Genomic DNA, 22,417 nt, shown 5'->3' with positions numbered 1-22,417 from the left:
CGTGACGGTGACGGACGACGTGCCGTTGATCGACCAGCACTGCCACGCGGTGCTGGCCCGGGACCCCGAGCCGGCGGAGTTCGCCGGGGGGCTCACCGAGGCGGCCACCGCCGGCACCCGGGACCGGTGGCACTCGTCGCTGGGCCTTGCCGTGCGGCGGTGGTGCGCGCCGGTGCTCGACCTGCCGGCGCACGCGTCGCCGGAGGACTACCTGGAGCGCCGCGCCGAGCTCGGCTGGTGGGAGGCGACCCAGCGGCTGCTGCGCGCGGCCGGGGTCGAGCACTGGCTCGTCGACACCGGGCACGCGCCGTCGCCCGGGCTCGGGCCGGGGGAGGTGTGCGGCGCCGGGCACGAGGTGGTGCGTATCGAGCAGGTGGCGGAAACGCTTGCGTCCCGGGTGGAGTCGCCCGCCGGGCTCCTCGACGGGTTCCGGGAGGGACTCCGGGAGCGGGCCGCGGGCGCGGTCGCGCTCAAGACCGTCGTGGCCTACCGGTCCGGGCTCGACGTTCCCGGCGAGTGCCCGCCGGACCGCGACGCCGCCGCGGCCGCCGAGGGCTGGCTGCGCTCCGGCGGCACCCGCCTGAACGACCCGGTGCTGCACGCGTGGGTCGTGCACGAGGCCACCCGGATCGGGGCCGAGCTGGGGCTGCCGCTGCAGTTCCACACCGGCTTCGGCGACGACGACCTGCACCTGCGTGAGGTCGACCCGCTGCTGCTGACCGACTTCCTGCGGGCCACCCGGGACAGCGGCGTCGCGGTGGTGCTGCTGCACTGCTGGCCGTTCCACCGCAACGCCGCCTACCTGGCGCACGTGTTCGACCACGTGTCCGTCGACATAGGACTCACGCTGCCGTTCGTCGGGGTGCGGGCGGACGACGTGCTCGCCGAGGCGCTCGAGCTCGCGCCGTTCGACTCGGTGCTCTACTCCTCGGACGGGAGCGTCCTGCCCGAGCTCCACCACCTCGGCGCCGTGCTGTGGCGGCACCACTTCGGTCGGCTGCTCGACTCGTGGCTCGCCGACGACATGGTCGACATCGGCACCGCCGAGCGGCTCGCCTTCGGCGTCGGGGCGGGGAACGCCGCCCGCCTGCACCCGCGGCTCGGGTGAGCCGTCAGCCGGCCGCCGCCCGGCCGCCGGTCGTGCCCGCGTTGCCCGCCGTCACGAAGCCGACCGCCCGCGCGACCGTGGCCGGGTCGCGCAGCAACCGCCAGTGCCCCAGGTCCTGCACGGTCACCAGCTCCGCGTCCGGCCATGCCTTGGCGAGGGCGACGCTGTCCGCGTACCGGGTCTCCCGGTCGTTCGGGTCGTGCACGGTCAGCAGCGGTGGCGGCGCGATGTCGGGGACCTGGCTGGGAATGTCGAACGCCGACCACGGGACGCCGGCGCGCCGGGCGACCCGCTCGAGCATGCGGGCGCGGACCCGGTGGTCGAACCCGAGCGTGGCGGCGAAGATCGCGGTGTAGGGCATCGGCTGGGTCATGGGGGCGAGGAACACGAGCCGGCCGGCGCGCAGCCCGCGCCGCAGGGCGAAGAACACCGCGTTGCCGCCGAGCGAGTGGGCGATGATCGCGTGCGCGGGGCCGTGCTTCTCGGCGACGGCTTCCAACGCCGCGGCCATCTCGGTGACCGTCGTCCGGCGCGGGCCGAGGGCGCCCGGGTCGGAGTCGCCGTGGCTCAGCGCGTCGAACGTGACCACCCGGTGGCCCGCGGCGAGCAGCGGGTCGAGGAAGGCGCGCAGCTGCGCGCTCTGCCCGCCCCAGCCGTGCACCAGGTAGACGACCGGTCCGCTGCCCCAGGTGCGCCCGGCCACCCGCCGGCCGTCGACGGTGACGGTGAACGGCTCGCCCGGTGGGATGACGTCCGCGCGTCTTCCCCGGTAGGGCGGGACGGTCAGCCACAGCCGTTCGGCCCAGCGGCCACCGAGACCCGGGGCGAGCCGCTCGAGCGTGCCGAACGCGGTGCGGACGGCGGTCATTTTCGCCGTTTCCTTGAAACGAACGATCGTGCTTTTTTGCGTCGACATATCTGCCTTTCCCATGGGTGTGCGGATGTCAGGCCCTGGCGGTGGCCAGGAGCGCTTCGAACGCTCGCCGGGCGCGGCCCTCGGCCGTGTGGTCGCCGAGCAGCCGGTTGCTCATGTGGCAGGAGAGCATGACGCCGTCGAGGTCGAAGGCGAACTGCTCGGGGTCGGCGTCGGCCTGGAAGTGCCCCTCGGCGAGGCCGGTGCGGAACACCGCGGCGAGGGTGTCGAGCCAGTCGCGCTGGTCGCGAACGAGCCGGTCGCGCACGGGTCCGGGCTGGTCGTCGAGCTCGCTGGACGCCGCGACGAACAGGCAGCCGCCGGGCTGGGCGTCCCACGCGAGCCAGTTCTCGAACATGGCGCGCACCCGCGGCTCCCCACGGGCCACGGTGAGCGCGGGCGCGACGACCTCGGCCACGAACCGGGCCCGAGTGTGCTCGAGCACCTGGACCTGCAGCGACTCCTTGGACCTGAAGTGGGCGTAGAGCCCGCTCTTGGACAGCCGCGTGCTGGCCGCGAGGGTGCCGATGGTCATGCCGCCCAGCCCGACGGTGCCGGCGAGCGTGCTGGCAGCGTCGAGAATGGTCTCGCGGGTGGCCTCCCCCTTGCTCATGCGGCCAGGTTAGCACGACCGTTCGGTTCTGCTTGCACATTTACCCGCGATGCCCAAGGCTGAGCGCGCGCCTTGTGCCGATCAAGCCGCGGACGTGGCGGAGCCATGCCGACATCGCGGCCGTCTTCCAGGGCGATCCCGATCCGGACTGGGAACGTGACCGTGACCAGATCGACCAGAGCTTGCGCGACCCCTGAGACGAAGAATGAAGGCGGTGTTGGACACCAGCGTCGTGATCGCCACCGACATCCCGCTGCTCGCGGGGGAGCTGGCGATCAGCGCGGCCACCGTGGCCGAGCTCCACCTCGGTGTGCTCGTTGCCACGGATGCCAAGGCGAGGGCCAACCGCTTGCGCAGGCTCAGCGCTCTTCTGCAGCACTTCGACGCGCTTCCCGTGGACGATGCCGTCGCCGTGAGCTACGGGCAGCTCGCGGCGGCGGTCGCCGAAGCGGGTCGACGACCGCGCGCACGCACGATGGATCTGCTGGTCGCCGCGACCGCCCACGCGCACGGCGCGCGGCTCTACACCCGCAACGCGAGCGATCTCGTCGGCGTGACCGATCTGGTCGAGGTCGTCCCGGTGTGAGTCAGTCGCCCCACACCTCGGCGGCGATCTCGACGATCAGCGACAGCTTCGCGACCTGCTCGTCGTAGCTGAGCGCGTTCCCGTCCACAGTGGAGGAGAAGCCGCACTGCGGGGACAGGCACAGCTGCTCCAGCGGGACGTACTTCGCGGCCTCGTCGATGCGGCGCTTGATGTCGTCCTTCGACTCGAGGGCGCCGCGCTTCGTCGTGACCAGGCCCAGCACCACCTGCTTGCCCGGCGGCACGAAGCGCAGCGGGGCGAACGAGCCCGAGCGCGGGTCGTCGTACTCCAGGAAGAAGCCGTCCACCGCGAGCTCGGAGAACAGCGCCTCCGCCACGAAGTCGTAGCCGCCCTCGGCCGCCCACGAGGACTTGAAGTTGCCGCGGCACATGTGCGTCGTCACCCGCAGCCCGTCCGGGCGGCCGGCCAGCGCGGTGTTGATCTGCTTGATGTAGCGCAGGTGCTGGTGCTCGGCGTCGTCGCCGCGGGCGGTGAGCTCCGCGCGCTGGTTCGGGTCGTTGAGGTAGGCCAGGCTCGTGTCGTCCAGCTGCAGGTAGCGGCAGCCGAGCTGGGCCACCGCGGCGACCTGCCGCGCGTAGGCCTCGGACAGGTCCGCCCAGAACTGGTCCTCGTCCGGGTACACCGCCGGGTCCAGCGCCGCCGGGCCGCCCCGGTAGTGGACCATGCTCGGCGACGGGATGGTCAGCTTCGGCGTCACCGCGTCGCCGGCCACCTCGCGGAGGAAGGTGAAGTCGTCGGCGAAGATCGTCTTCTGCAGCCGAACCGGCGAGTCCACGTGCAAGGCCGCGGTGCTGAACTCGATCAGCCCGTCGGCGTTCTGGAACCGGACCTTGATCGACTCGTCGGACTGGCCGATGCCGCCGAGCTGGTAGATGAAGTCCATGTGCCAGGACGTCCGCCGGAACTCGCCGTCGGTCGCCGTCCTCAGGCCGACCTCGGCCTGCATCGCCACCACGGACCGGATCGCGTCGTCCTCGGCCGCGCGCAGCTCCTCGGGGGAGATCCGGCCGGCCGAACGGTCCTCGCGCGCCCGCAGCAACGCCGCCGGCCGAAGCAGGCTGCCGACGTGGTCGGCGCGGAACGGGGGCACGGTGTTGAGTGTCATTGAAAGCTCCAATCCGGGAACGGCAGGCCGACGTAGTTCTCCGCGAAGGACGTCGCGGCGGCGGCCGAGCTGGTCAGGTAGCGCAGCTGGGACAGCTGCAGCCGGCGGGTGAACGGGTCCGCGTCCGGCGCGCGGTGCAGCATCGAGGTCATCCACCACGAGAAGTGCTGTACCCGCCACACCCGCGACAGACATGTGTCCGAATAGGACTCGAGACCGGCGGGGTCGCCGTCGGCGAACCAGCGGCCCAGCGCGGACGCCAGCACCGCCACGTCCACGACCGCCAGGTTCAGCCCCTTCGCACCGGTGGCCGGCACGATGTGCGCGGCGTCGCCCGCGAGGAACAGCCGCCGGTAGCGCATCGGCTCGACCACGAAGCTGCGCAGCGCGGCGACGGCCTTGTCGACGATCGGGCCCTCGGTCAGCGCGAAGCCGGTCGTGCGGTCGAGCCGGGTGGCCAGCTCCGACCAGACCCGCTCGTCCGGCCACGCCGACACCTGCTCGTCCGGCGCCACCTGCAGGTAGAGCCGGGTGAGGGTGGGGGAGCGCATGCTGTGCAGCGCGAACCCTCGGTCGTGCGAGGCGTAGATCAGCTCCTCGGACGACGGGGCGACCTCGGCCAGCACGCCGAGCCACGCGTACGGGTACACGTGCTCGTAGGTCGTGAGCCCGCGAGCCGCCGGCCGGCTCGCCCCGTGGAAGCCGTCGCAGCCCGCGACGACGTCGCAGTGCAGCTCCACCGTCTGTCCGTTGTGGACGTAGCGGACCACGGGCGAGTCGGTGTCCAGGCCGTCGATGCCGACCGCGGGCGTGTCGAACAGCAGCGGTCGCCCGGTCTCCAGCCGCGCCGCCACGAGGTCCTTCACCAGCTCGTGCTGACCGTAGATCGTCAGCTCCCGGCCGGCCAGCTCGGTGAGCGGCAGGTGGTGGCCTACGCCGTCGAACAGCAGCTCCAGCCCGTGGTGCACCAGGCGCTCCCGGTGCAGCCGGTCGGCCAGGCCCACCTTCGTCAGCAGGTCGACGCTGCCCTGCTCGAGCACGCCGGCCCTGATCCGCGCCTCGACGTAGGGGCGGGTGTGCCGCTCCAGCACGACCGAGTCGATGCCGCGCAGGTGCAGCAGGTGGGCGAGCAGCAGGCCGGCCGGACCGGCGCCGAGGATCGCTACCTGGGTGCGGGGCATCTAGAAAGGGTATTCCGGGATCTGGCCGCGCATGGTGATCCAGCGCGAGTCGGTGAACGCGTCGAGGTTCGCCGAGCCGCCGAACCGGGCGCCGGTGCCGGAGTCCAGCACGCCGCCGAAGGGCGCGACGGCCTCGTCGTTCACGGTCTGGTCGTTGATGTGCACGATGCCGGTCGGGATCCGCTCGGCGAGCGCGAGGCCGCGCATCGCGTCGCCGGTGAGGATCGAGAGCGACAGGCCGTACTCGCTCTCCGCCGCGAGCCGCACCGCCTCCTCGGCGTCGGCGAACCGGACGATCGGCGCGACCGGGCCGAACACCTCGTTGGCGTAGGCCGGCATGTCGGTGCGCACGCCGTCGAGCACGGTCGGCCGGTAGAACAGGCCGTCGTAGCTGCCGCCGGCCGCGAGCCGGGCTCCGGCGTCCACAGTGGACGTCACGAGCGAGTGCACCTTGTCCCGCTGGCCGGCGTCGATCAGCGGGCCGAGCGCGACCTCGCCGGTGGGGTCGCCGACCGGCAGCGCGTTGGCGTGCGCGGACAGCGCCTCCACATAGGAGTCGGCGACGCTCTCGTGCACCAGGTGCCGGCCGACGGTCATGCAGATCTGGCCCTGGTGCAGGTAGGAGCCCCAGGCGGCGGCGGACACCGCGCGGTCGATGTCCGCGTCGTCCAGCACGACCAGCGCCGAGTTGCCGCCGAGCTCCAGGTGCACCCGCTTGAGGTGGCGGGCGGCCAGTTCGGCGACCGCGCGGCCGGTCCGGCTGGACCCGGTGAACGACACGACCCGCACCCGAGGGTCGGCCACGAGCGCGATGCCGGCCTCGGCGCCGCCGGGCAGCACGTGCAGCACGCCGTCGGGCAGGCCCGCCTCGGCGAGCACGCCGGCGATCGCGAACCCGCCGCTCACCGGCGTGCGCAGGTCGGGCTTGAGCACCACCGCGTTGCCGAGTGCGAGCGCGGGCGCGACCGAGCGGATCGACAGGATCAGCGGCACGTTGAACGGCGAGATCACGCCGACGACGCCGACCGGGACCCGGCGCAGCAGCGACAGTCGCGGCTCGGCGGTGGGCAGGATCTCGCCCGGCGGCCGGGACGCGAGCGCGGCGGCCTCGTAGCACTCCTGCGCGGCGACGCCGACCGCGAACCCGGCGAGGCCGGCGACCGCGCCGGTCTCCCGGGTGACCCAGCCGCGCAGCTCGTCGGCGTGCTCCTCGATCAGCGCGCCGGCGCGGCGCAGCACGGCGGCGCGGTCGGCGAAGCTCGCCGCGGCCCAGTCGCGCTGCGCGGCGGCGGCCGCGGCGCAGGCCGCGGTGACGTCCTCGGCGTCGGCGACGCCGGTGCTGCCGAGCTCGGCGCCGGTGGCCGGCTCGACGATGGGGGCGGCACCGCCGTGCGCGGCGACCCACCCTCCACTGTAGACACTGCCGGCGAAGGTGCCGGGGTCGAGTACGGCCGTCATCGCGTCTTCCCTTCCTGCTTGGCCTTCTGGATCTGGGCGTACACCCGGCCGCGCAGCTCGGTGAACCGGGCGTCGCCGCGGGTGGTGAGCTGGTCGCGCTCGGCCGGCAGGTCGATGACGAGGTCCTCGGCCACGTGGGTCGGCGAGGAGGACAGCATGATCACCCGCTCGCCGAGGTACACCGCCTCGTCGATGTCGTGGGTGACGAACAGCATCGTGATGCCCAGCTGCTGGTGCACCGAGCGGATCAGGTCCTCGAGGTCGGCCCGGGTCTGCGCGTCGACCGCGGCGAACGGCTCGTCCATCAGCAGCACCCGCGGCTGGTAGGCGACCGCGCGGGCGATCGCGACCCGCTGCTGCATGCCGCCGGACAGCTGCCACGGGTACGCCTGGTGCGCGTCGCCGAGCCCGACCGCGTGCAGCGCCTCGTCGACCATCCGCCGTCGCTTGTCCTTGGCCGTGCCGGCGGCCCGCAGCGGCAGCTCGACGTTGTCCGCGACCCGCAGCCACGGGAAGAGGCTGCGGCCGTACTCCTGGAACACCACGGCGAGCCCGTCCGGCGGGCCGGTGACGCGGGCGCCGTCGACCTCGACCTCGCCGCTCGTCGGCGGCAGCAGGCCCGCGATGCAGCGCAGCAAGGTGGTCTTGCCGCAGCCCGACGGGCCGACGACGCAGACGAAGCTGCCCTCCTCGACGGCGAAGCTGACCTCGCCGATGGCCTCGACCCGGCGGCCGCGACCGCCCGGGCCGCCTCCGTAGACCTTGTGGAGCTCCTTGACGGCGAGCATCATCGCTCCTTCTGTTGGGCCCGGCTGCCGTGGTACCAGCCGAGCACCTGGTGCTCGGCGATCCGGAACAGCACCGACAGCAGCACACCCAGCAGGCCGAGCAGGATCACGCCGCTCCACATCTGGGGGATCTGGAAGCCGTCCTTGAACTGGATGACGGTGAAGCCGATACCGCTGCTCGCGGCGAACATCTCGCTGATGACCATGAGGATGATCCCGACCGACAGCGCCTGCCGCGCGCCGGCGACGATCTGCGGGCTCGCCGAGCGCAGCACCAGGTGCCACCAGCGCAGCCGGCCGCGGATCCGGTAGGAGCGACACGTGTCGGCGAGGACCTCGTCGACCGCACGCACGCCCTCGACGGCGTTGAGCAGGACCGGCCAGAGGCAGCCCGAGATGATGACGAGGATCTTCATCGTGTTCCCGATGCCGGCGATGAGCACCAGGATCGGGACCAGCACGGGCGGCGGGATCGCGCGGAGGAACTCCAGCAGCGGCTCGACGAGCGCGCGCAGCCACCGGCTCGACCCGATCGCCATGCCGATGCCGATGCCGAGCACGAGCGCGGCGGCGTACCCGACCCCGAGCCGGCCGAGGCTGGGCAGCACGTCGTCGTACATGCGCGCGCCGAACCAGGTGTCCGGGAAGACCTCGAGGATCTTCCTCAGCGGCGGGAAGTAGAAGTCGGTGGAGCTGGCACTGGTGAACCACCACGCGACGACGAGCACGATCGGCAGCCCGAGCGCGAGCCCGACCCGCCTGAGCACCCCGGCGGTCACGAGCCCACCCCCACCCGCGAGTCCAACACTCGGAACCCGCGAGTCCAACGCTCAGAACCCGCGAGTCCAACGCTCAGAACCCGCGAGTCCAACGTTTCGTGCGCCGGCCTCGGGTCGCGAACGGCGAACTCAGGGGTCCCGAGCGTTGGACACGCGGGTCGGGAACGTTGGACTCGCGGGTTTGGTGTGGTCATGCCGGCACCTCCACCCGCATCGCCGGGTGCCAGTGCAGCGCGCGCCGTTCGGCCGCGCGGGTCAGGAGGTTCGCCGCCACGCCGAACACGCCGGTCACCACGATCAGGGCGTACATCGCCGGCACCGCGCCGCTCGACCGGGCCGTGGCGATCTCCTGGCCGAGGCCCGGCGAGCCGATGACCAGCTCGCCGGTGATCGCGAGGATCAACGCCACCGTCGCGGCCAGCCGGACACCCGTCACGACGTAGGGGAGCGCGGTCGGCCAGACCAGGTAGCGCACCTGGTCCCAGCGGCCGAGCCGGTAGGAGCGGGCGGTGTCGCGGGCGACCGGGTCGATGTCGGCGACCCCGTGCAGCACCTGGATGAGCACCTGCCAGAACGCGGCGTAGACGACCAGCACGAGCGTCGAGGTGATCGTCGAGCCGTACAGCACCACCACGAGCGGGATCAGCGCCACCGACGGGATCGGCCGCAGGAACTCGATGGTGGACGACGTCGCCGCACGCAGGATCGGGATGGTGCCGACGAGAACACCGACGACCACCCCGAGTGCCACCGCGATGGCCAGACCCAAGAGCCACGTGCGGACCGTGTCCCACACGGCGAGCCAGAACTGTTGTTCCGCCGCCTGCTCGGCGAGCGTGGCGAGGATCCGGCTGGTGGGCGGGGCGTACCGCTCGGACACGAGCCCGATCCGCGGCACCACCTCCAGCAGGAGGCCGAAGCCGACCAGCCCCGCCACACCCAGAAAGACCCTCGACCCTCTCACGACAGCAGTGCGTCCACATCCGCCGCCTCGGACAGCAGGCCGTCCTCGAGCGCCAGGTCGGCCAGCGTCTGCACGGACTCCTTGTTCACGTCGGCGGGCCACTTCGGCAGCGTGACCTTGGCGATCACGTCGGGCGCGATGTCGGTGTAGCTGCCGATGATCTCCCGCGCCTCCTCCGGGTGGGAGTCCGCATAGGACAGTGCCTCCTGCATGGCCTCGCCGAACCGCTTGACCAGGTCCGGGTTGTCACCGATCAGCTGCTGCGAGGCGAAGTACGCGGCCACGGTGAGGTTCGGCGCCGCGTCGACGTAGCTGGAGGCGATCTTGCGGCCACCTTCGGCCAGCACCGCCTGCTGGAACGGCTCGACCACGAACACCGCGTCGACCCGGCCGGACGCGAGCGCGCCCGGCTGGTCGGGGAACGGCAGCGCGGCGAACTTCACCTTGGCCGGGTCGGCGCCCGCCTTGCGCACCGACGCGCGGACGCTGGTGTCCACGATGTTCTTCAGCGTGTTCGCCGCGACCGTCTTGCCCTCGAGGTCGGCCGGGCTCTCGATGGGACTGTCGCCCTTGACCATCAGCGCGGCGAAGTCCTCGTCCTCCACCCCGGTGGAGTTGACCCCGTTGGACACCACCTTGAGCGGCAGGCCCTGGGAGTGCGCCAGCAGCAACGAGATCATGTTGCTGAAGCCGAACTGGTACTGGCCCGCGACCACCGCCGGCACGATCGCCGCGCCGCCCTCGGCCTGTTCGAGCGTGATGTCGATGTTGCGCTTCTCGAAGAAGCCCTTCTCCACGCCGAGGTAGATCGGCGCGACGTCCAGGATGGGGATCACCCCGACGGTGACCTTGTCCGGCTGGCCGGAGTCACCGGAGGCTTCGCCCCCGCCGTCGTCCGAGCCGCACGCGGCCGTGAGGAGCAGTGTTGTCGCCAAGAGAACAGCGAGGTGTCGGCGCATCGGCGGGACTCCATCCACCCGGGAAGAGGATTGAAACGGCATTGTTCGGAGATCGCACGCTCGTTCTCAGGGAGAACGTAGAGGTACGCCACCCGACCGTCAATACATTGACGTGCGACGACGTGGTTACCTATTGTGCGACAAGAGAACAGTCGTTCGTTATGCGTACAACACGGGAGGCCCGCTCGTGGCCGAGGTGGTGGGACTGGCCGACGGGATCGCCGAGCTGGTGCGGGACGGGGACACGGTGGCGCTGGAAGGCTTCACCCACCTCATTCCGGTGCGGGCGGGGCAGGAGATCATCCGCCAGCGGAGACGCAACCTCACGCTGGTCCGGATGACCCCGGACATCGTCTACGACCAGTTGATCGGGGCCGGCTGCGCGCGCCGGCTGGTGTTCGCGTGGGGCGGCAACCCCGGCGTCGGCTCGTTGCACCGCTTCCGGGACGCGGTGGAGAACGGCTGGCCAGCGCCGCTTGAGCTGGACGAGCACAGTCACGCGGGCATGGCGAACCGGTACGTGGCCGGCGCCTCCGACCTGCCGTTCGCGGTGCTGCGTGGCTACCAGGGCACCGACCTCGCCGAGCACACCGACACGATCAGGACCGTCATCTGCCCGTTCACCGGTGAGGAGCTCGCCGCGGTGCCGGCGATCCGGCCGGACGTCGCGGTGATCCACGCGCAGCGCGCCGACCGGCGCGGCAACGTGCAGCTGTGGGGCCTCGCGGGGGTGCAGAAGGAGGCGGTGCTCGCGTCGACGCGGTCGCTCGTGACCGTCGAGGAGATCGTCGAGGAGCTGGAGCCGCGGCCGGACGCGGTGGTGCTGCCGACCTGGGTGGTGTCCGCGGTGGCCGAGGTGCCGGGCGGCGCGCGGCCGTCCTACGCACAGGACTACTACGAGCGCGACAACGACGCCTACCGCGCGTGGGACGAGGTGAGCCGGGACCGGGAGACGTTCAACGCCTGGCTCGCCGACACCATCTACGAGACCGCGGAGTCGGCATGACGGACCGCGCCATCACATGGACCGCCGAGGAGATGATGTCGGTAGAGGCCGCGCGGGCGCTCGCCGGCCACACGTCGTGCTTCGTCGGCATCGGGCTGCCGAGCACCGCGGCCAACCTGGCCCGCCGGGTGCACGCGCCGGACCTGGTGCTGGTCTACGAGTCCGGCGCGATCGGCGCCAAGCCGTCCGTGCTGCCACTGTCCATCGGGGACGGTGAGCTGGCGCTGACCGCGGACGCCGTGGTGAGCGTGCCGGAGGTGTTCAACTACTGGCTGCAGCCCGGCCGGATCGGCGTCGGGTTCCTCTCCGCCGCGCAGCTGGACCGCTTCGGCAACCTGAACACGACGGTGATCGGCGGCGACTACAAGCACCCGCGGGTGCGGCTGCCGGGTTCCGGTGGCGCTCCGGAGATCGCGGCGTCCTGCCGCGAGGTGTTCATCATGGTCCGGCAGAGCCTGCGGACGTTCGTGGACCGGGTCGACTTCATCACCTCGGTCGGCTACGGCGACGGCCACGGCTCGCGGGAGCGGCTCGGCCTGCGCGGCAAGGGGCCGGTGCGGGTGGTCACCGACATCGCGGTGCTCGAACCCGACCCGGTCACGCGTGAGCTCACGCTGACCCGGGTACATCCTGGGGTGGCGGTGGCCGATGTCCTCGCCGCGACCGGTTGGGGCCTCAAGGTGGCCGACGAGGTGGCGGTGACCGAGCCGCCGACCGACGAGGAGCTGGCGGTGCTGCGCCGGCTCGTGGAGGGGAGTCCATCATGACGGATCTGGTGGTGCCCGGCTACCGGCGCGACCCCGGCGGGACACACCCGCCGCTCGCCTCGCCGGGGTACGGCTCGACCGTGCTGCGTGCGCCGAGCCAGGAGCCCGTGCCGCTGCCGCATACGCTGACCGAGATCACCGGCCCGGCGTTGGGGGAGGGGCGGGTGCTGCCGACCGACCACGACCTGACCAGGCAGCACGAGGGCGAGCCGCTCGGCGAGCGCATCATCGTGCACGGCCGGGTGCTCGACAGCGACGGCCGCGCGGTGCCGGACACGCTCGTGGAGCTGTGGCAGGCCAACTCGGCCGGCCGCTACTCGCACTCGCGCGACCAACACCCGGCGCCGCTAGACCCGAACTTCACCGGCGTCGGGCGCTGCATGACCGACTCGACCGGGCACTTCCGGTTCGTCACGCTCAAGCCCGGCGCGTACCCGTGGCGCAACCACGAGAACGCCTGGCGCGCGCAGCACATCCACTTCTCCCTGTTCGGCCGGGCGTTCGTGCAGCGCCTGGTGACCCAGATGTACTTCCCGGGCGACCCGCTGTTCTACCAGGACCCGATCTACAACGCGGTTCCCGCGGCGGCCCGGGGACGGATGATCTCGTCGTTCGACCTGTCCGAGACGGTGCCGGAATGGGCGCTGGCGTACAAGTTCGACATCGTCCTGCGTGGCCGGGACCAGACGCCGATGGAGTCGCAGTGAGCTACGGGTTGACCCCTTCGCAGACCCTGGGCCCGTTCTTCTCGCACGCACTGACCTGGTTGGACGGTCCGGATGTGGTCGCCGAGGGCGCCCCGGGCGCCTTCTGGTTGCGCGGCATGGTTTTCGACGGCGCAGGCGAGCCCGTGCCGGACGCGTTGATCGAGAGCTGGCAGGCCTCGCCCGACGGCCGGTTCGACCACCCGGACGACCCCCGCGGCCCGGTGCCGGGCTTCCGCGGTTTTGGCCGCTCCCTCACCGACGACGGCGGCCGGTGGGGGGTCCGGACGGTCAAGCCCGGTCGGGTGCCCGGCGCGGACGGCCGGCTGCAGGCGCCGCACATCGACCTGTCGGTGTTCGCCCGCGGTCTGCTGGACCGCGTGGTGACCCGGGTGTACCTGCCGGACGAGCCGTCCAATGTGGACGATCCGGTGCTGGCCACGGTGCCGGAGCCGGGGCGCAGCACGCTGGTGGCGAGGCTCACCGATGACGGGTACGCGTTCGACATTCGGCTCCAGGGCGAGCGTGAGACAGTCTTCTTCAGCATCTAGTTCTTGGTCGGGGTGTGTCATGGCCGGACGTGGGTCCGATTTCGTGCAGTCGCTGGAACGTGGGCTGGCGGTGATCCGCGCGTTCGACCACGAGCACCCGGAGCTGACGCTGAGCGAGGTCGCCGCGGTGACCGGCGTGACCCGCGCCGTCGCGCGGCGGTTCCTGCTGACGCTGGCGGAGCTGGGTTACGTGCGGTCGGACGGCCGGTTCTTCTCGCTGACCGCGAAGGTGCTGGAGCTCGGGTACGCGTACCTGTCGAGCCTCTCGTTGCCGGAGGTGGCGGAGCCGCACCTCGAAGCCTTGGTCGGCGAGGTGAACGAGTCGTCGTCGGTGTCCGTGTTGGACGGTCATGATGTCGTGTACGTCGCGCGCGTCCCGGTGAGCCGCATCATGACGGTGTCGATCAGCGTGGGCACCCGCTTCCCGGCGTACGTGACGTCGATGGGCCGGGTGCTGCTGGCCGGCCTGCCCGACCCCGAGCTCACCGACTACCTGTCCGCCGTGCGGCTGGAGCGCCTGACCGCCCGGACGGTGTCGTCGGTGGCGGCGCTGCGCGGGGAGATCGCGCGGGTGCGGACCCAGGGGTGGGCGCTGGTGAACCAGGAGCTCGAGGAGGGCCTGCGTGCCCTGGCCGTCCCGATCCGCGACCGGACCGGCAAGGTGGTGGCGGCGCTGAACGTCTCCGCGCACGCGAGCCGCACGAGCCTGGAAGCCATGCGCCGAGACCTGCTGCCACCGTTGCTGAAGGCCGCCGCCCGAGTGGAAGCCGACCTCCCAGGCACCCGCAACCGCCGCTAACCCGCGAGTCCAACGCCCAGAACCCGCGAGTCCAACATTCCGGAGTGTTGGACTCGCGGGGGTTATGGGTCGGGGGTGGCGCGGCGGACGGTCCAGTCGGCGGTGTGGCCCAGTAGGCCGGGGATGTCCTCGGTCAGCCGGGCGAAGTCGATGGCCTGGGAGATCAGGCCGGTGGGGTTGTCCTCGATCGCGGCCCAGGCCCGGGCCCGTTCCTTCTCACTGGCGAAGCGGCCGTGGTCGAAGGACTTGCGGGCCGCCGCCCTGAGCGCGTCCAGGTCGTGGACGACGATCGTGATCTCGGCGGTCAGCTCGAAGCGGCGCGTCGGATCGTCCTTCAGGTGCGCGATGGCCATCAGGTCTGCGCTGCTCAGCTCGTGACTCATACCCTTATGGTCACCCCGATTTCCACCCCTCTGCCAGCGGTGACGCCATAGATGGGGGAGGATTCCGGGTCGCCCCCTAGTGGGGCGGCGCGTGGTGGTCGAGCAACCGGCCGAGCAGTGCCGTGAGCTGGCGGCGCTCGGCGGCCGACAGCGGCGCCAGCAGCTCGTCCTGCACGCCGTCCACCGCCTCGTCCAGCCGGGCCGCCTGCCGCTCGCCGGCCGGGGTGATCTCGACGATGTTGCGCCGCCGGTCCACCGGGTCGGGGGACCGCGACACGTACCCCGCCGCGGCCAGCTCGTTGATCGCCGCCACGACGTCGCTGCGGTCGATGGCACACCACCGCCCCAGCTCGGCCTGGCTCGTCGGGCCGAACTCGCGCAGCGCCGCAAGCAGCCGGTAGTGGTACCCGCGCGCCCCGGCCCCCGCGAAGCCCGCGGAAACCAGCCGCTGCGCGTGCCTGGCCAGCTGGGTGAGCAGCCAGCTCGGCAACGAGGACAACCGCGACGGGGGAGACATGGCGCCCATATTAGTTGGTCGGGCCAACGATCGTGTACTGTTGGTCGTGCCAACATTGGTATGGCCAACGAATTGAGGAACCATGATCGAGGACCGACTGGAGCTCACGGACCTGGTGGTGAAGCTCGGCCGCTGGCTCGACGACCCGCGCGAGGACGACGGGCTGCGCACCGTCTTCGCCAAGGACGCCGTCGTGCACGCCCCGCGCGGCATGTCGACCGGCTTCGACGAGGTGCTCGTCAGCGCCCGAACCAGCAGCACCGTCGACGGCGGGCGAACCCAGCACCTCTCCACCGACGTCCTGGTCGATGTGGCCGGCGACCGGGCCGACGTCTCCGCCAACCTGCTCAACATCTTCTTCCGCGACGGCCAGCCACCGCACCGGCAGGCCGGCACCCGCTACGACTTCACCGCCAGGCGAACCGAGGAGGGCTGGCGCTTCGACGGCGCCCGGATCACCCCGGTGTGGTCGGACCCGGTGCCGCCGGGCTTCCCGCCGGCAGCGGCGTAGGCACGATGTCGAGCCGGCGCAGCGCGGCCGTGAGCCGCTCCAGCACCACGGCCGGGGCCACGTAGAACGACGACGCGCGGATGCGGAAGAACCGCCACCCGCACCGCTCCAGGTCCCGCTGCCTGGCCAGGTCCCGTTCGTACGCGGCCGCGCCGCGCCACTCGTCGCCCTCGCACAGCACCGCGAGCCGGGCCCGGGCGCCGACGACCACGAGGTCCAGCACGTAGGAGTCCACTGTGTACCGTGGCACGACCGAGTAGCCCAGTGCCACCAACCGGTTCGCCACGTGCTGGGTGAACAGCGACGGGAACGGCTCGACCAGCGTGTCCTCCGGCGCCACCATCCGCAGGGACTCGTCCGGCGGCGACGCGAGCACCCCGTAGCAGTGGTCGAGCAGCTGGAACCGCATGTCCTCGGCGTTGTCCAGGGCACCCGGCGGGATCGAGTGGAACAGCCACATCTGGTCCTTCGCCCGCGACGCGGCGACGTTGTACCGCTGCACGTAGAGGTCCCGGGTCAGCGGCACCTGCGCCGGCCCGGCGGCCACCATCGACAGGAACATCACGTCCCGCTCGGCACCTTGGAAGTCCGCCGAGTCACCGCACTGGATCCGCCGCGCCGCCCAGTCCTCCGGCGCGATCCGCTCCAGCAGCCGCCGCTCGATCGCCTTGGCCTGCGCGGAGCCGAGCAGCGAGATGACGCCGAAGGTCATGCCGTCGTAGCGCGGGTCGGCGACACACTTCTCCAGCTGCTCGACCAGCGCCTCGACCTCGACGGGGTTGACCTTGTCGGTCGTCCCGACGACGTGCCCGTCCGGCAGGTACACCGCGCGCACGGGCTCGAGCCGGTCCGCGCCGTACTGGCGCACCGGCACCAGCCGGATCCCGTCCGGTTCGTAGGCCACCCGGTTGGAGAACCCGATGATCTCCGGCACGCACCGCCGGTGCTCGGTGAGGGTGAGCAGCCCGCGGTAGCGCATCTTGGCCTCGTCGAAGAGGCTGCGCTGCGGGTCCTGCCACGCCGACCGGTACGGGTCGTCCGCGAGGTACTGGCCGGCGAGGTCGCGCAGCTGCTGCTGGTCGACCCCGACCGCGGACGGCGACACCTGCTTGTCGTCGCCGATCACGACCATCCGCGGCGCCAGGTACTGCAGGAACGTCGCCTCGAGCCCGGCTTGCGACGCCTCGTCGACGATCACCACGTCGAACATGTCCGCACGGATCGCCAGCTGCTCGGCGATCCGGTACACCGGCATGATCCACACCGGCACGGCCGGCCGGCACCGGTCCATCGCCTGGCGCACCTCGACCCGCCGCTGCGCCGCGTACCGCCCGGTGCCCTTGCCCAGCCGGCGCACGAGGTACGCGTAGTGCTCCAGGTTCGCCCGCGCCTGGCCGGTCAGCCGGTCCGGCGACACCGCGTGCCCCCACGCCTTGGTGGCGGCCAGCGTCTCGACCTCGCGCCGGATCCGGTGCTCGGTCAGCCCGATCTCGGCCTGCAGCGCGTTGACGTCCGCCGTGCCCTGGTCGAGCACCCACGCGCCGGTCGACGCCCACACCCACGCGTCGGCGAACCCGGCGAGCCGATCGTCCCAAGTGGACTCGGCGGCGGTGGACTCGACGGCGGTGCGCAGTCGGGGAGGGATCCGGCTCGCGAGGCCGTCGCGGCGCAGAACGAGACGGCGCACCTCGTGCAGCCGTTCCAGCCGCTTGTGCGCGACCGCGTACTCGTCGGGATCGCGCTGCTTTGCCGCTTGCCGCAACGCCCGCACGCACGGCGCCGCGTCGGCGTGCCCGGCCGCGACCGACAGCGTCGCCTCGATCCGGCGCAGCGGCACGGTTGCCGCCGCGTGCGCGTCCGCCGCCGCGGCCACGTCGACGAGGTTCGCGTAGAGGCGCACCGCGTCGAGGTCTGCCCAGTCCGGCCTCGGCAGGCCGGCGTCGTGCAGCAGCCGCTGCTCGGTCTCCAGCGCCTCGGACAGCCGCAGCACCCGGTGCAGCTGGTCCAGCTCCGTGCTGTGCCACTGAACCCGCTCGTGCGCGGACCCGGCCGGCGGCACGGCACCGGCGGGCCACGCCCGGTCCAGCGCGGTGAGAATCTTGGTCAGGTCGGCCCACACCAGGAACGCGGTCAGCTGGCCGGTGTTCGTGGGCGGCAGCCCGTCCACCCGCACCTGGGCGAACAGCACCTGCGCCTGCTTGACCGGCCGCGGCGCCAGCGCGCCGACCTTGGGCATACCGTCCGGCCCTGTCCTCAGCGCGCCGCCCGCGAGGTGCGCGTGCAACTGCCGCGCCACCGGCAGCAGCAGCTGTATCTGACCGTCCACTTCGACCGTCGTGAGTGGACCCAACCGGGCGACCAGCTGATCGGCCTGGGCCACCAGCGCGGTGATCTGCTGCGCGCGACCGTGCCAGGCCCGGCCGCGCCCGGACCGGATGTCGGCGAGCGCGTCGTTCATCCACGTCTCGCGGCGCCGGGCCAGGTCGTCGGCCTCGTCGGCCAGCTCGCGCAGCCGCCTGCGCAGCTGCTCCCGCGCGGCGCCGTCGACCCGGCGGACCGCGTCGAAGGCCAGGTGTGCCTTCTCGACGTCGTGCCGCTGGTCGTCGGCGGCCGCCGCGCCCTCGGCGAGGACCAGGTCGGCGAACCCGGGCGGCGGGGGCACCGTGGTGAGGTCGACGAGCCGGCCGCCGGCCTCGAGCTCGTCGTCCGCGAGTGCGCGGTCCAGGAGCAGCGCCCGCCACTCGACGATCTCGACGGTGGTCAGTGGCGGTTCCTCGTCGGCCCGGACGTCGGCCGGCGACGTGAGCCAGCCGAACCGCGGCCGCCACGCTTCCAGCGACCGGGCGATCGCGGCGAGCGTGCCGGTGTAGCCGGCGTGCGAGTGCTCCCGCACCTCGTCCTCGCGCGCCGCGACCAGCCGCGCGTGCAGCTCCGCCCGGCGCAGCCGGAGCCGCTCGACCGCGTCGAGGCACCCGCGGATCGTCTCCTTCGCGGCCTCCGGGTCGTGCTCGGTGGCCGCCGCGGCGATCCGCTCGACGGCCACCTTCAGGTCGGACATGTCCTCGCGCGAGGTGCCGACCACGGCCACCGACAGCGGCTTGATCTCCGCCGGCAGCTTGTCCCGCACCTCGCGCAGCGCGCGGTCGGTGTGCGCGGTGACCAGTACCCGCTTGCCCTGCGCCAGCAGGTGCGACAGCAGCGCGGCGGCGGTGTGCGTCTTGCCGGTGCCCGGCGGGCCCTGCACGAGGGTCTGCGCCTGGGTGTCGACCTGCCGGACGATCCGCAGCTGGGTGTCGTTGACCGGCAGCGGGAGGAACTCGTCGTCGTCGACCGCGACCAGCGCGCCGGCCTCGGGCGGCGTGGTCCGCGGGCGCGGCCGGTGGTCCGGGTCGACGAGCGGCCGCAGCCCGTCGGGGACCTCGCCGGACTCGGTGAGCTGGTCGACGATCGTGCCGAAGATCTCGACGAGGCCTTGCTGCGAGCGCCTGCGCAGGATCACCGCGGGGGCGAACACGGCCACCGCGTGCCCGGCCGGCGCGGGCACGGTGTCGGCGTCGCGGTACTCGCCGCCCGCGTCGAGCGTGTGCACCGTGCGGCGGACCAGCGCGCCTGTTCCGGCCCGGTCGAGCGGGTGGCCGGCGAGCTCGCGGGCCTGCGCGCGGATGTCGTTGACGTGCCGCGGGTTCGGGATCAGGCCGGGGTCGAGCATGTCCAGCTCGACGTCCGCCGCGTCGACCGACTCGACCCGCCGCACCGCGAGGCGCCCGGTGTCGTCGTCGAGCGTGATGCCCACCGGCGCGGTGACGAGGTGCCGGCGGACCGCGGGGTGCCCGGGCGGCGCCCACGCGAGGCATCCGAGGCCGACGACCAGCTCCAGCTCCTCGGGGTTGCCGGTGGCGGCGACATAGGTGGCGAAGAGCCGGCCGTACCAGGCACGCACCGGCTGGTCCCGCAGCTCCTGCGCCGCCCACTCCCGCCAGCCGGCGAGCCACTCGTCGTACCGCGCGCGCAGCACCGCGTCCTCCGGCGGCGGTGGCGGCAGCTCCGGGTCGTCCCAGCGGTCGAGGGTGAACCCGTCCGGCGCGGGCGGCTCGACCCGGGCGACCCGGTCGACGGTGAGCAACGGGTCGTCCAGCCCCGGCTCGCCGCGGTGCGCGGCGGTGACCGCCGGGTGTTCGGGCAGGTCGTGGAGCCAGAGCACCGAGCGGTAGCCGTCGACGGTGGGTGGCGGGAGGTTGCGCAGCTGTTGGGTCCGGCCGAGGAACTCGAACAGCCGGACGGCTCGGCCGACCAGCGGGTCCTGGCCGGCCGCCTGCGTACTGGCCTCGGTCACCTGAGCTCCCCTGCGGCCGTGGGCGTCGGTCGGGTCCAGTGTCCCTTGTCCGGGATCGGTTCGTCGGCCGGTTTCGCTTCCGGCGTTCAGGCCAGGCAGGTCAGGGGCTTTCCGCCGTTGTAGGCCACCATGTCCCGCAGCGCGGCCACCGCGTCGATCTGCCCGCCCGGCTCGGTGCCGTCGAGCTCGGCGTACGCGCGGTGCAGGTTGCCGACGATCCGCTCCTGGTCCCGCAGCGCCGCGAAGTCGCCGAGGTCGGTCTCGCGGGCGACCTCCAGCGGCGTGAGCCCCGCGGCCTTCCCGTCCCGCGCGGTGGTCTGCACGAACCGCAGGTAGCCGAGCACGTCGTCGATCAGCTCCGGGCCGGCGACCGGGCCGTGGCCGGGCACGATCGTCACCGCGTCCAGCGGCCGCACCACCTCGGTGAGCACCTCGATCGCGCCGGCGACCGAGCCCTGCAGCAGGAACGGGGTGCCCCCGTTGAACAGCAGGTCGCCGCAGAACAGCAGGCGGCGCTCGGGGACCCACAGGATCGAGTCGTTCGTGGTGTGCGCGGGGGTGCCGGTGTGCCGGACCTCGCAGCGCAGGTCGTCCACCCAGACGGTGACGCCCTCGGTGTAGGTCAGGAACGGCGGCTCGATCCGCACCTCGCCCCAGTCGACCTTGGTCCAGAACGGCTCGTCGAACGGCTTGCCCCACGCGAGTACCGAGTCGCGGGTCGCCTCGTGCGCCACGATCGTCGCACCCTCGAACAGGAAGTTGCCGAACGTGTGGTCGCCGTGGTGGTGGGTGTTGACCAGGGTGCGCACCGGCCGCGGCGTCACCGCCGCGATGGCCTCGAGGTAGGCGCGGGTGCGGCGCACGGTCGCGCACGCGTCGACGCTCAGCACGCCGCGCGCACCCACCAGGAAGCCGGTGTTGTTGATCCACCAAGTGCCGTCCGGTTGCAGGTAGGCGAAGACGCCGTCGCTCACCTCCTCGACACGCGGCGGGGCGGGGGAGGTGATGTCGTGGGCCGTGGAGGTCATCCGCCCACCTTAGGAGTGGACGAAATTTGGTCTAGACCTTGACGGGGCGCCGCCGGATATACCACTTTGGTGCATGAGAGCGCTCTCACCTCTCTCACCCCTGCTGAGAAACGAGAGCACCATGAAGCGAGCAAGGTTGCTCGGGTCGGTGGGCGCGTGTGCGCTCGCGGCACTGAGCACGATCGTCGCCGGCGGCACGTCGTCGGCCGCGGAGGTGGACAGCGCGATCGCGTCTTCCGGCGTGGTCGCGGCGATGCAGCGTGACCTCGGCCTGTCCGAAGCGCAGGCGGTCACCCGCCTCGCGCAGGAGTCGGTGGCGATCGAGATCGAGCCGGCCGCGCGCGACGCGGCCGGTGCGGCCTACGGCGGCTCCTGGTTCGACCCGGCCAGCGGTTCCCTCGTGGTCGGGCTGGCCACGCCGGACCCCGCGGCCGCGGCGGCCGTGCGCGCGACCGGGGCCGGCGTGGCCACGGTGGCGCACACCCAGGCCGAGCTGGACGCGGTCAAGGCGAAGCTGGACGCGGTCAAGGCGCCCGCGGACGTCGCCGGCTGGCGCGTCGACCCGCGCAGCGGCAGCGTGGTCGTCACGATCCGGCGCGGCGCCGCCGCCGGGCCGGTGCGGGCCGATGCCGGAACCGAGGTCGCCGACTTCCTCGACCTGGCGCGGAAAGCCGGGCCGGTGACGGTCGAGGAGACCGACCAGCTGCCGCGACCGTTCTCGGCCGGCACGGTCGGTGGCGACTCGTACTACATCAACGGCAACACCCGCTGCTCGATCGGCTTCTCCGTGCACGGCGGCTTCGTGAGCGCCGGGCACTGCGGCGGGGTCGGCAGCTCGGTGGTCGGTTGGGACGGCTCGTGGATGGGCACCTTCGCCGGCTCGTCCTTCCCGGGCAACGACTACTCCTTCATCCGGATCGGCAACGGCTGGTGGGGCGCGCCGGTCGTGCTGGGCTGGGGCACGGTGCCGGACCGGCTGGTGCGCGGCTCCGGTGAGGCGCCGGTCGGCTCGTCGATCTGCCGCTCGGGCTCCACGACGCACTGGCACTGCGGCACGGTGCTGGCCAAGAACGAGACGGTCAACTACGCGCAGGGCGCGGTGTACCAGATGACGAAGACCAGCGTGTGCGCCGAGCCCGGCGACTCCGGCGGCTCGTTCATCACCGGCGACCAGGCCCAGGGCATGACCTCCGGCGGGTGGGGCAACTGCTCCAGTGGCGGGCAGACCTGGTTCCAGCCGGTCAACGAGGTGCTGGGGGTGTACGGCCTCTCGCTGGTGACGGCATAAGTAAGGTGCGCACCGCCGCGCCCACCCAGGGCGCGGCGGTGTTGACCCTGACACC

The 22,417-nt window shown here is 72.4% G+C and carries 22 protein-coding genes; 9 read left to right on the top strand and 13 right to left on the bottom strand.

Going from position 1 to position 22,417, the window contains the following annotated elements:
• Nucleotide 1: 1 nt before the first annotated feature.
• Complete coding sequence (locus GEV28_RS07560) at nucleotides 2-1,108, top strand: amidohydrolase family protein (protein WP_291410016.1); 1,107 nt, start codon at nucleotides 2-4, stop codon at nucleotides 1,106-1,108.
• Between the two features lie 4 nt (nucleotides 1,109-1,112).
• On the opposite strand, the gene GEV28_RS07555 is transcribed toward GEV28_RS07560, so the two are convergent.
• Nucleotides 1,113-1,976 carry an alpha/beta fold hydrolase gene (locus tag GEV28_RS07555; protein ID WP_291410014.1) on the bottom strand — a complete coding sequence of 288 codons (864 nt, stop codon included), beginning with the start codon at nucleotides 1,974-1,976 and terminating at the stop codon, nucleotides 1,113-1,115.
• Between the two features lie 76 nt (nucleotides 1,977-2,052).
• A complete protein-coding gene (locus GEV28_RS07550) occupies nucleotides 2,053-2,634 on the bottom strand; it encodes a TetR/AcrR family transcriptional regulator (RefSeq protein WP_291410012.1) in 582 nt (193 codons plus the stop codon).
• A 205-nt stretch (nucleotides 2,635-2,839) separates the two neighbouring features.
• Between GEV28_RS07550 and GEV28_RS07545 the strand changes: the two genes are divergently transcribed.
• Nucleotides 2,840-3,220 (top strand): type II toxin-antitoxin system VapC family toxin, encoded by a 381-nt coding sequence (locus tag GEV28_RS07545; RefSeq protein WP_291410010.1) that lies wholly within the window; start codon nucleotides 2,840-2,842, stop codon nucleotides 3,218-3,220.
• Nucleotide 3,221: 1 nt separating this feature from the next.
• Here the strand turns inward: GEV28_RS07545 and GEV28_RS07540 are convergent, their stop codons facing one another.
• From GEV28_RS07540 to GEV28_RS07510, 7 genes are all read right to left on the bottom strand, one after another.
• The gene (locus tag GEV28_RS07540) at nucleotides 3,222-4,346 is read right to left on the bottom strand and encodes a 5-methyltetrahydropteroyltriglutamate--homocysteine S-methyltransferase (protein WP_291410008.1); all 1,125 of its coding nucleotides are present in this window, start codon (nucleotides 4,344-4,346) and stop codon (nucleotides 3,222-3,224) included.
• Nucleotides 4,343-5,527, bottom strand: coding sequence for a 4-hydroxybenzoate 3-monooxygenase (locus GEV28_RS07535; RefSeq protein WP_291410007.1), 1,185 nt, complete (start codon nucleotides 5,525-5,527; stop codon nucleotides 4,343-4,345). Before GEV28_RS07535 ends, GEV28_RS07540 begins: the two co-directional genes overlap by 4 nt.
• On the bottom strand, nucleotides 5,528-6,985 hold the full coding sequence (locus tag GEV28_RS07530; protein ID WP_291410006.1) for an aldehyde dehydrogenase family protein: 1,458 nt from the start codon (nucleotides 6,983-6,985) through the stop codon (nucleotides 5,528-5,530). It lies immediately after the preceding gene.
• Complete coding sequence (locus tag GEV28_RS07525) at nucleotides 6,982-7,773, bottom strand: ABC transporter ATP-binding protein (RefSeq protein ID WP_291410136.1); 792 nt, start codon at nucleotides 7,771-7,773, stop codon at nucleotides 6,982-6,984. The genes GEV28_RS07530 and GEV28_RS07525 overlap by 4 nt, the downstream gene beginning before the upstream one ends.
• Nucleotides 7,773-8,552: an ABC transporter permease gene (locus GEV28_RS07520; RefSeq protein WP_291410004.1), complete on the bottom strand. Its 780-nt coding sequence runs from the start codon at nucleotides 8,550-8,552 to the stop codon at nucleotides 7,773-7,775. The genes GEV28_RS07525 and GEV28_RS07520 overlap by 1 nt, the downstream gene beginning before the upstream one ends.
• 190 nt (nucleotides 8,553-8,742) lie before the next feature.
• A complete protein-coding gene (locus tag GEV28_RS07515) occupies nucleotides 8,743-9,489 on the bottom strand; it encodes an ABC transporter permease (RefSeq protein WP_291410001.1) in 747 nt (248 codons plus the stop codon).
• Nucleotides 9,490-9,512: 23 nt separating this feature from the next.
• Nucleotides 9,513-10,451, bottom strand: coding sequence for an ABC transporter substrate-binding protein (locus tag GEV28_RS07510; protein ID WP_291409998.1), 939 nt, complete (start codon nucleotides 10,449-10,451; stop codon nucleotides 9,513-9,515).
• Nucleotides 10,452-10,662: 211 nt separating this feature from the next.
• Here GEV28_RS07510 and GEV28_RS07505 point away from each other — a divergent pair, with 211 nt between their 5' ends.
• From GEV28_RS07505 to GEV28_RS07485, 5 genes are read left to right on the top strand one after another with little or no spacing between them, the layout of a single operon-like run.
• Complete coding sequence (locus GEV28_RS07505; protein ID WP_291409996.1) at nucleotides 10,663-11,481, top strand: CoA transferase subunit A; 819 nt, start codon at nucleotides 10,663-10,665, stop codon at nucleotides 11,479-11,481.
• Nucleotides 11,478-12,248 (top strand): CoA-transferase subunit beta, encoded by a 771-nt coding sequence (locus GEV28_RS07500; protein ID WP_291409995.1) that lies wholly within the window; start codon nucleotides 11,478-11,480, stop codon nucleotides 12,246-12,248. The genes GEV28_RS07505 and GEV28_RS07500 overlap by 4 nt, the downstream gene beginning before the upstream one ends.
• Nucleotides 12,245-12,955 carry a protocatechuate 3,4-dioxygenase subunit beta gene (pcaH, locus tag GEV28_RS07495; protein ID WP_291409994.1) on the top strand — a complete coding sequence of 237 codons (711 nt, stop codon included), beginning with the start codon at nucleotides 12,245-12,247 and terminating at the stop codon, nucleotides 12,953-12,955. Before GEV28_RS07500 ends, pcaH begins: the two co-directional genes overlap by 4 nt.
• Nucleotides 12,952-13,503 carry a protocatechuate 3,4-dioxygenase subunit alpha gene (gene pcaG, locus GEV28_RS07490; protein ID WP_291409991.1) on the top strand — a complete coding sequence of 184 codons (552 nt, stop codon included), beginning with the start codon at nucleotides 12,952-12,954 and terminating at the stop codon, nucleotides 13,501-13,503. Before pcaH ends, pcaG begins: the two co-directional genes overlap by 4 nt.
• Nucleotides 13,504-13,522: 19 nt before the next feature.
• Nucleotides 13,523-14,302: an IclR family transcriptional regulator gene (locus GEV28_RS07485; protein ID WP_291409990.1), complete on the top strand. Its 780-nt coding sequence runs from the start codon at nucleotides 13,523-13,525 to the stop codon at nucleotides 14,300-14,302.
• Between the two features lie 62 nt (nucleotides 14,303-14,364).
• On the opposite strand, the gene GEV28_RS07480 is transcribed toward GEV28_RS07485, so the two are convergent.
• Both GEV28_RS07480 and GEV28_RS07475 read right to left on the bottom strand, forming a co-directional pair.
• Nucleotides 14,365-14,685, bottom strand: coding sequence for a hypothetical protein (locus GEV28_RS07480; protein ID WP_291409989.1), 321 nt, complete (start codon nucleotides 14,683-14,685; stop codon nucleotides 14,365-14,367).
• Nucleotides 14,686-14,761: 76 nt separating this feature from the next.
• The gene (locus GEV28_RS07475; RefSeq protein ID WP_291409988.1) at nucleotides 14,762-15,202 is read right to left on the bottom strand and encodes a MarR family winged helix-turn-helix transcriptional regulator; all 441 of its coding nucleotides are present in this window, start codon (nucleotides 15,200-15,202) and stop codon (nucleotides 14,762-14,764) included.
• An 82-nt stretch (nucleotides 15,203-15,284) separates the two neighbouring features.
• Here GEV28_RS07475 and GEV28_RS07470 point away from each other — a divergent pair, with 82 nt between their 5' ends.
• The gene (locus GEV28_RS07470) at nucleotides 15,285-15,713 is read left to right on the top strand and encodes a nuclear transport factor 2 family protein (protein WP_291409986.1); all 429 of its coding nucleotides are present in this window, start codon (nucleotides 15,285-15,287) and stop codon (nucleotides 15,711-15,713) included.
• On the opposite strand, the gene GEV28_RS07465 is transcribed toward GEV28_RS07470, so the two are convergent.
• A complete protein-coding gene (locus tag GEV28_RS07465; protein WP_291409984.1) occupies nucleotides 15,658-20,046 on the bottom strand; it encodes an AAA domain-containing protein in 4,389 nt (1,462 codons plus the stop codon). The two genes, GEV28_RS07470 and GEV28_RS07465, sit on opposite strands and share 56 nt — an antisense overlap.
• An 86-nt stretch (nucleotides 20,047-20,132) precedes the next feature.
• The gene (locus tag GEV28_RS07460; RefSeq protein ID WP_291409961.1) at nucleotides 20,133-21,074 is read right to left on the bottom strand and encodes an MBL fold metallo-hydrolase; all 942 of its coding nucleotides are present in this window, start codon (nucleotides 21,072-21,074) and stop codon (nucleotides 20,133-20,135) included.
• 121 nt (nucleotides 21,075-21,195) lie between these two features.
• Between GEV28_RS07460 and GEV28_RS07455 the strand changes: the two genes are divergently transcribed.
• The gene (locus GEV28_RS07455; RefSeq protein WP_291409959.1) at nucleotides 21,196-22,362 is read left to right on the top strand and encodes a S1 family peptidase; all 1,167 of its coding nucleotides are present in this window, start codon (nucleotides 21,196-21,198) and stop codon (nucleotides 22,360-22,362) included.
• Nucleotides 22,363-22,417: the final 55 nt, after the last annotated feature.

It is taken from the genome of Actinophytocola sp. (assembly GCF_009379765.1).
Taxonomy (GTDB): domain Bacteria; phylum Actinomycetota; class Actinomycetes; order Mycobacteriales; family Pseudonocardiaceae; genus Actinophytocola.
This window is presented reverse-complemented; position numbering and strand designations above follow the sequence as displayed.

Excerpts from the sequence above, each read along its gene's own strand:
- GEV28_RS07555 (WP_291410014.1), bottom strand. The coding sequence starts at position 1,976 with ATGACCGCCGTCCGCACCGCGTTCGGCACGCTCGAGCGGCTCGCCCCG.
- GEV28_RS07550 (WP_291410012.1), bottom strand. The coding sequence starts at position 2,634 with ATGAGCAAGGGGGAGGCCACCCGCGAGACCATTCTCGACGCTGCCAGC.
- GEV28_RS07545 (WP_291410010.1), top strand. The coding sequence starts at position 2,840 with ATGAAGGCGGTGTTGGACACCAGCGTCGTGATCGCCACCGACATCCCG.
- GEV28_RS07540 (WP_291410008.1), bottom strand. The coding sequence starts at position 4,346 with ATGACACTCAACACCGTGCCCCCGTTCCGCGCCGACCACGTCGGCAGC.
- GEV28_RS07535 (WP_291410007.1), bottom strand. The coding sequence starts at position 5,527 with ATGCCCCGCACCCAGGTAGCGATCCTCGGCGCCGGTCCGGCCGGCCTG.
- GEV28_RS07530 (WP_291410006.1), bottom strand. The coding sequence starts at position 6,985 with ATGACGGCCGTACTCGACCCCGGCACCTTCGCCGGCAGTGTCTACAGT.
- GEV28_RS07525 (WP_291410136.1), bottom strand. The coding sequence starts at position 7,773 with ATGCTCGCCGTCAAGGAGCTCCACAAGGTCTACGGAGGCGGCCCGGGC.
- GEV28_RS07500 (WP_291409995.1), top strand. The coding sequence starts at position 11,478 with ATGACGGACCGCGCCATCACATGGACCGCCGAGGAGATGATGTCGGTA.
- pcaH (WP_291409994.1), top strand. The coding sequence starts at position 12,245 with ATGACGGATCTGGTGGTGCCCGGCTACCGGCGCGACCCCGGCGGGACA.
- GEV28_RS07485 (WP_291409990.1), top strand. The coding sequence starts at position 13,523 with ATGGCCGGACGTGGGTCCGATTTCGTGCAGTCGCTGGAACGTGGGCTG.
- GEV28_RS07480 (WP_291409989.1), bottom strand. The coding sequence starts at position 14,685 with ATGAGTCACGAGCTGAGCAGCGCAGACCTGATGGCCATCGCGCACCTG.
- GEV28_RS07475 (WP_291409988.1), bottom strand. The coding sequence starts at position 15,202 with ATGTCTCCCCCGTCGCGGTTGTCCTCGTTGCCGAGCTGGCTGCTCACC.
- GEV28_RS07470 (WP_291409986.1), top strand. The coding sequence starts at position 15,285 with ATGATCGAGGACCGACTGGAGCTCACGGACCTGGTGGTGAAGCTCGGC.
- GEV28_RS07460 (WP_291409961.1), bottom strand. The coding sequence starts at position 21,074 with ATGACCTCCACGGCCCACGACATCACCTCCCCCGCCCCGCCGCGTGTC.
- GEV28_RS07455 (WP_291409959.1), top strand. The coding sequence starts at position 21,196 with ATGAAGCGAGCAAGGTTGCTCGGGTCGGTGGGCGCGTGTGCGCTCGCG.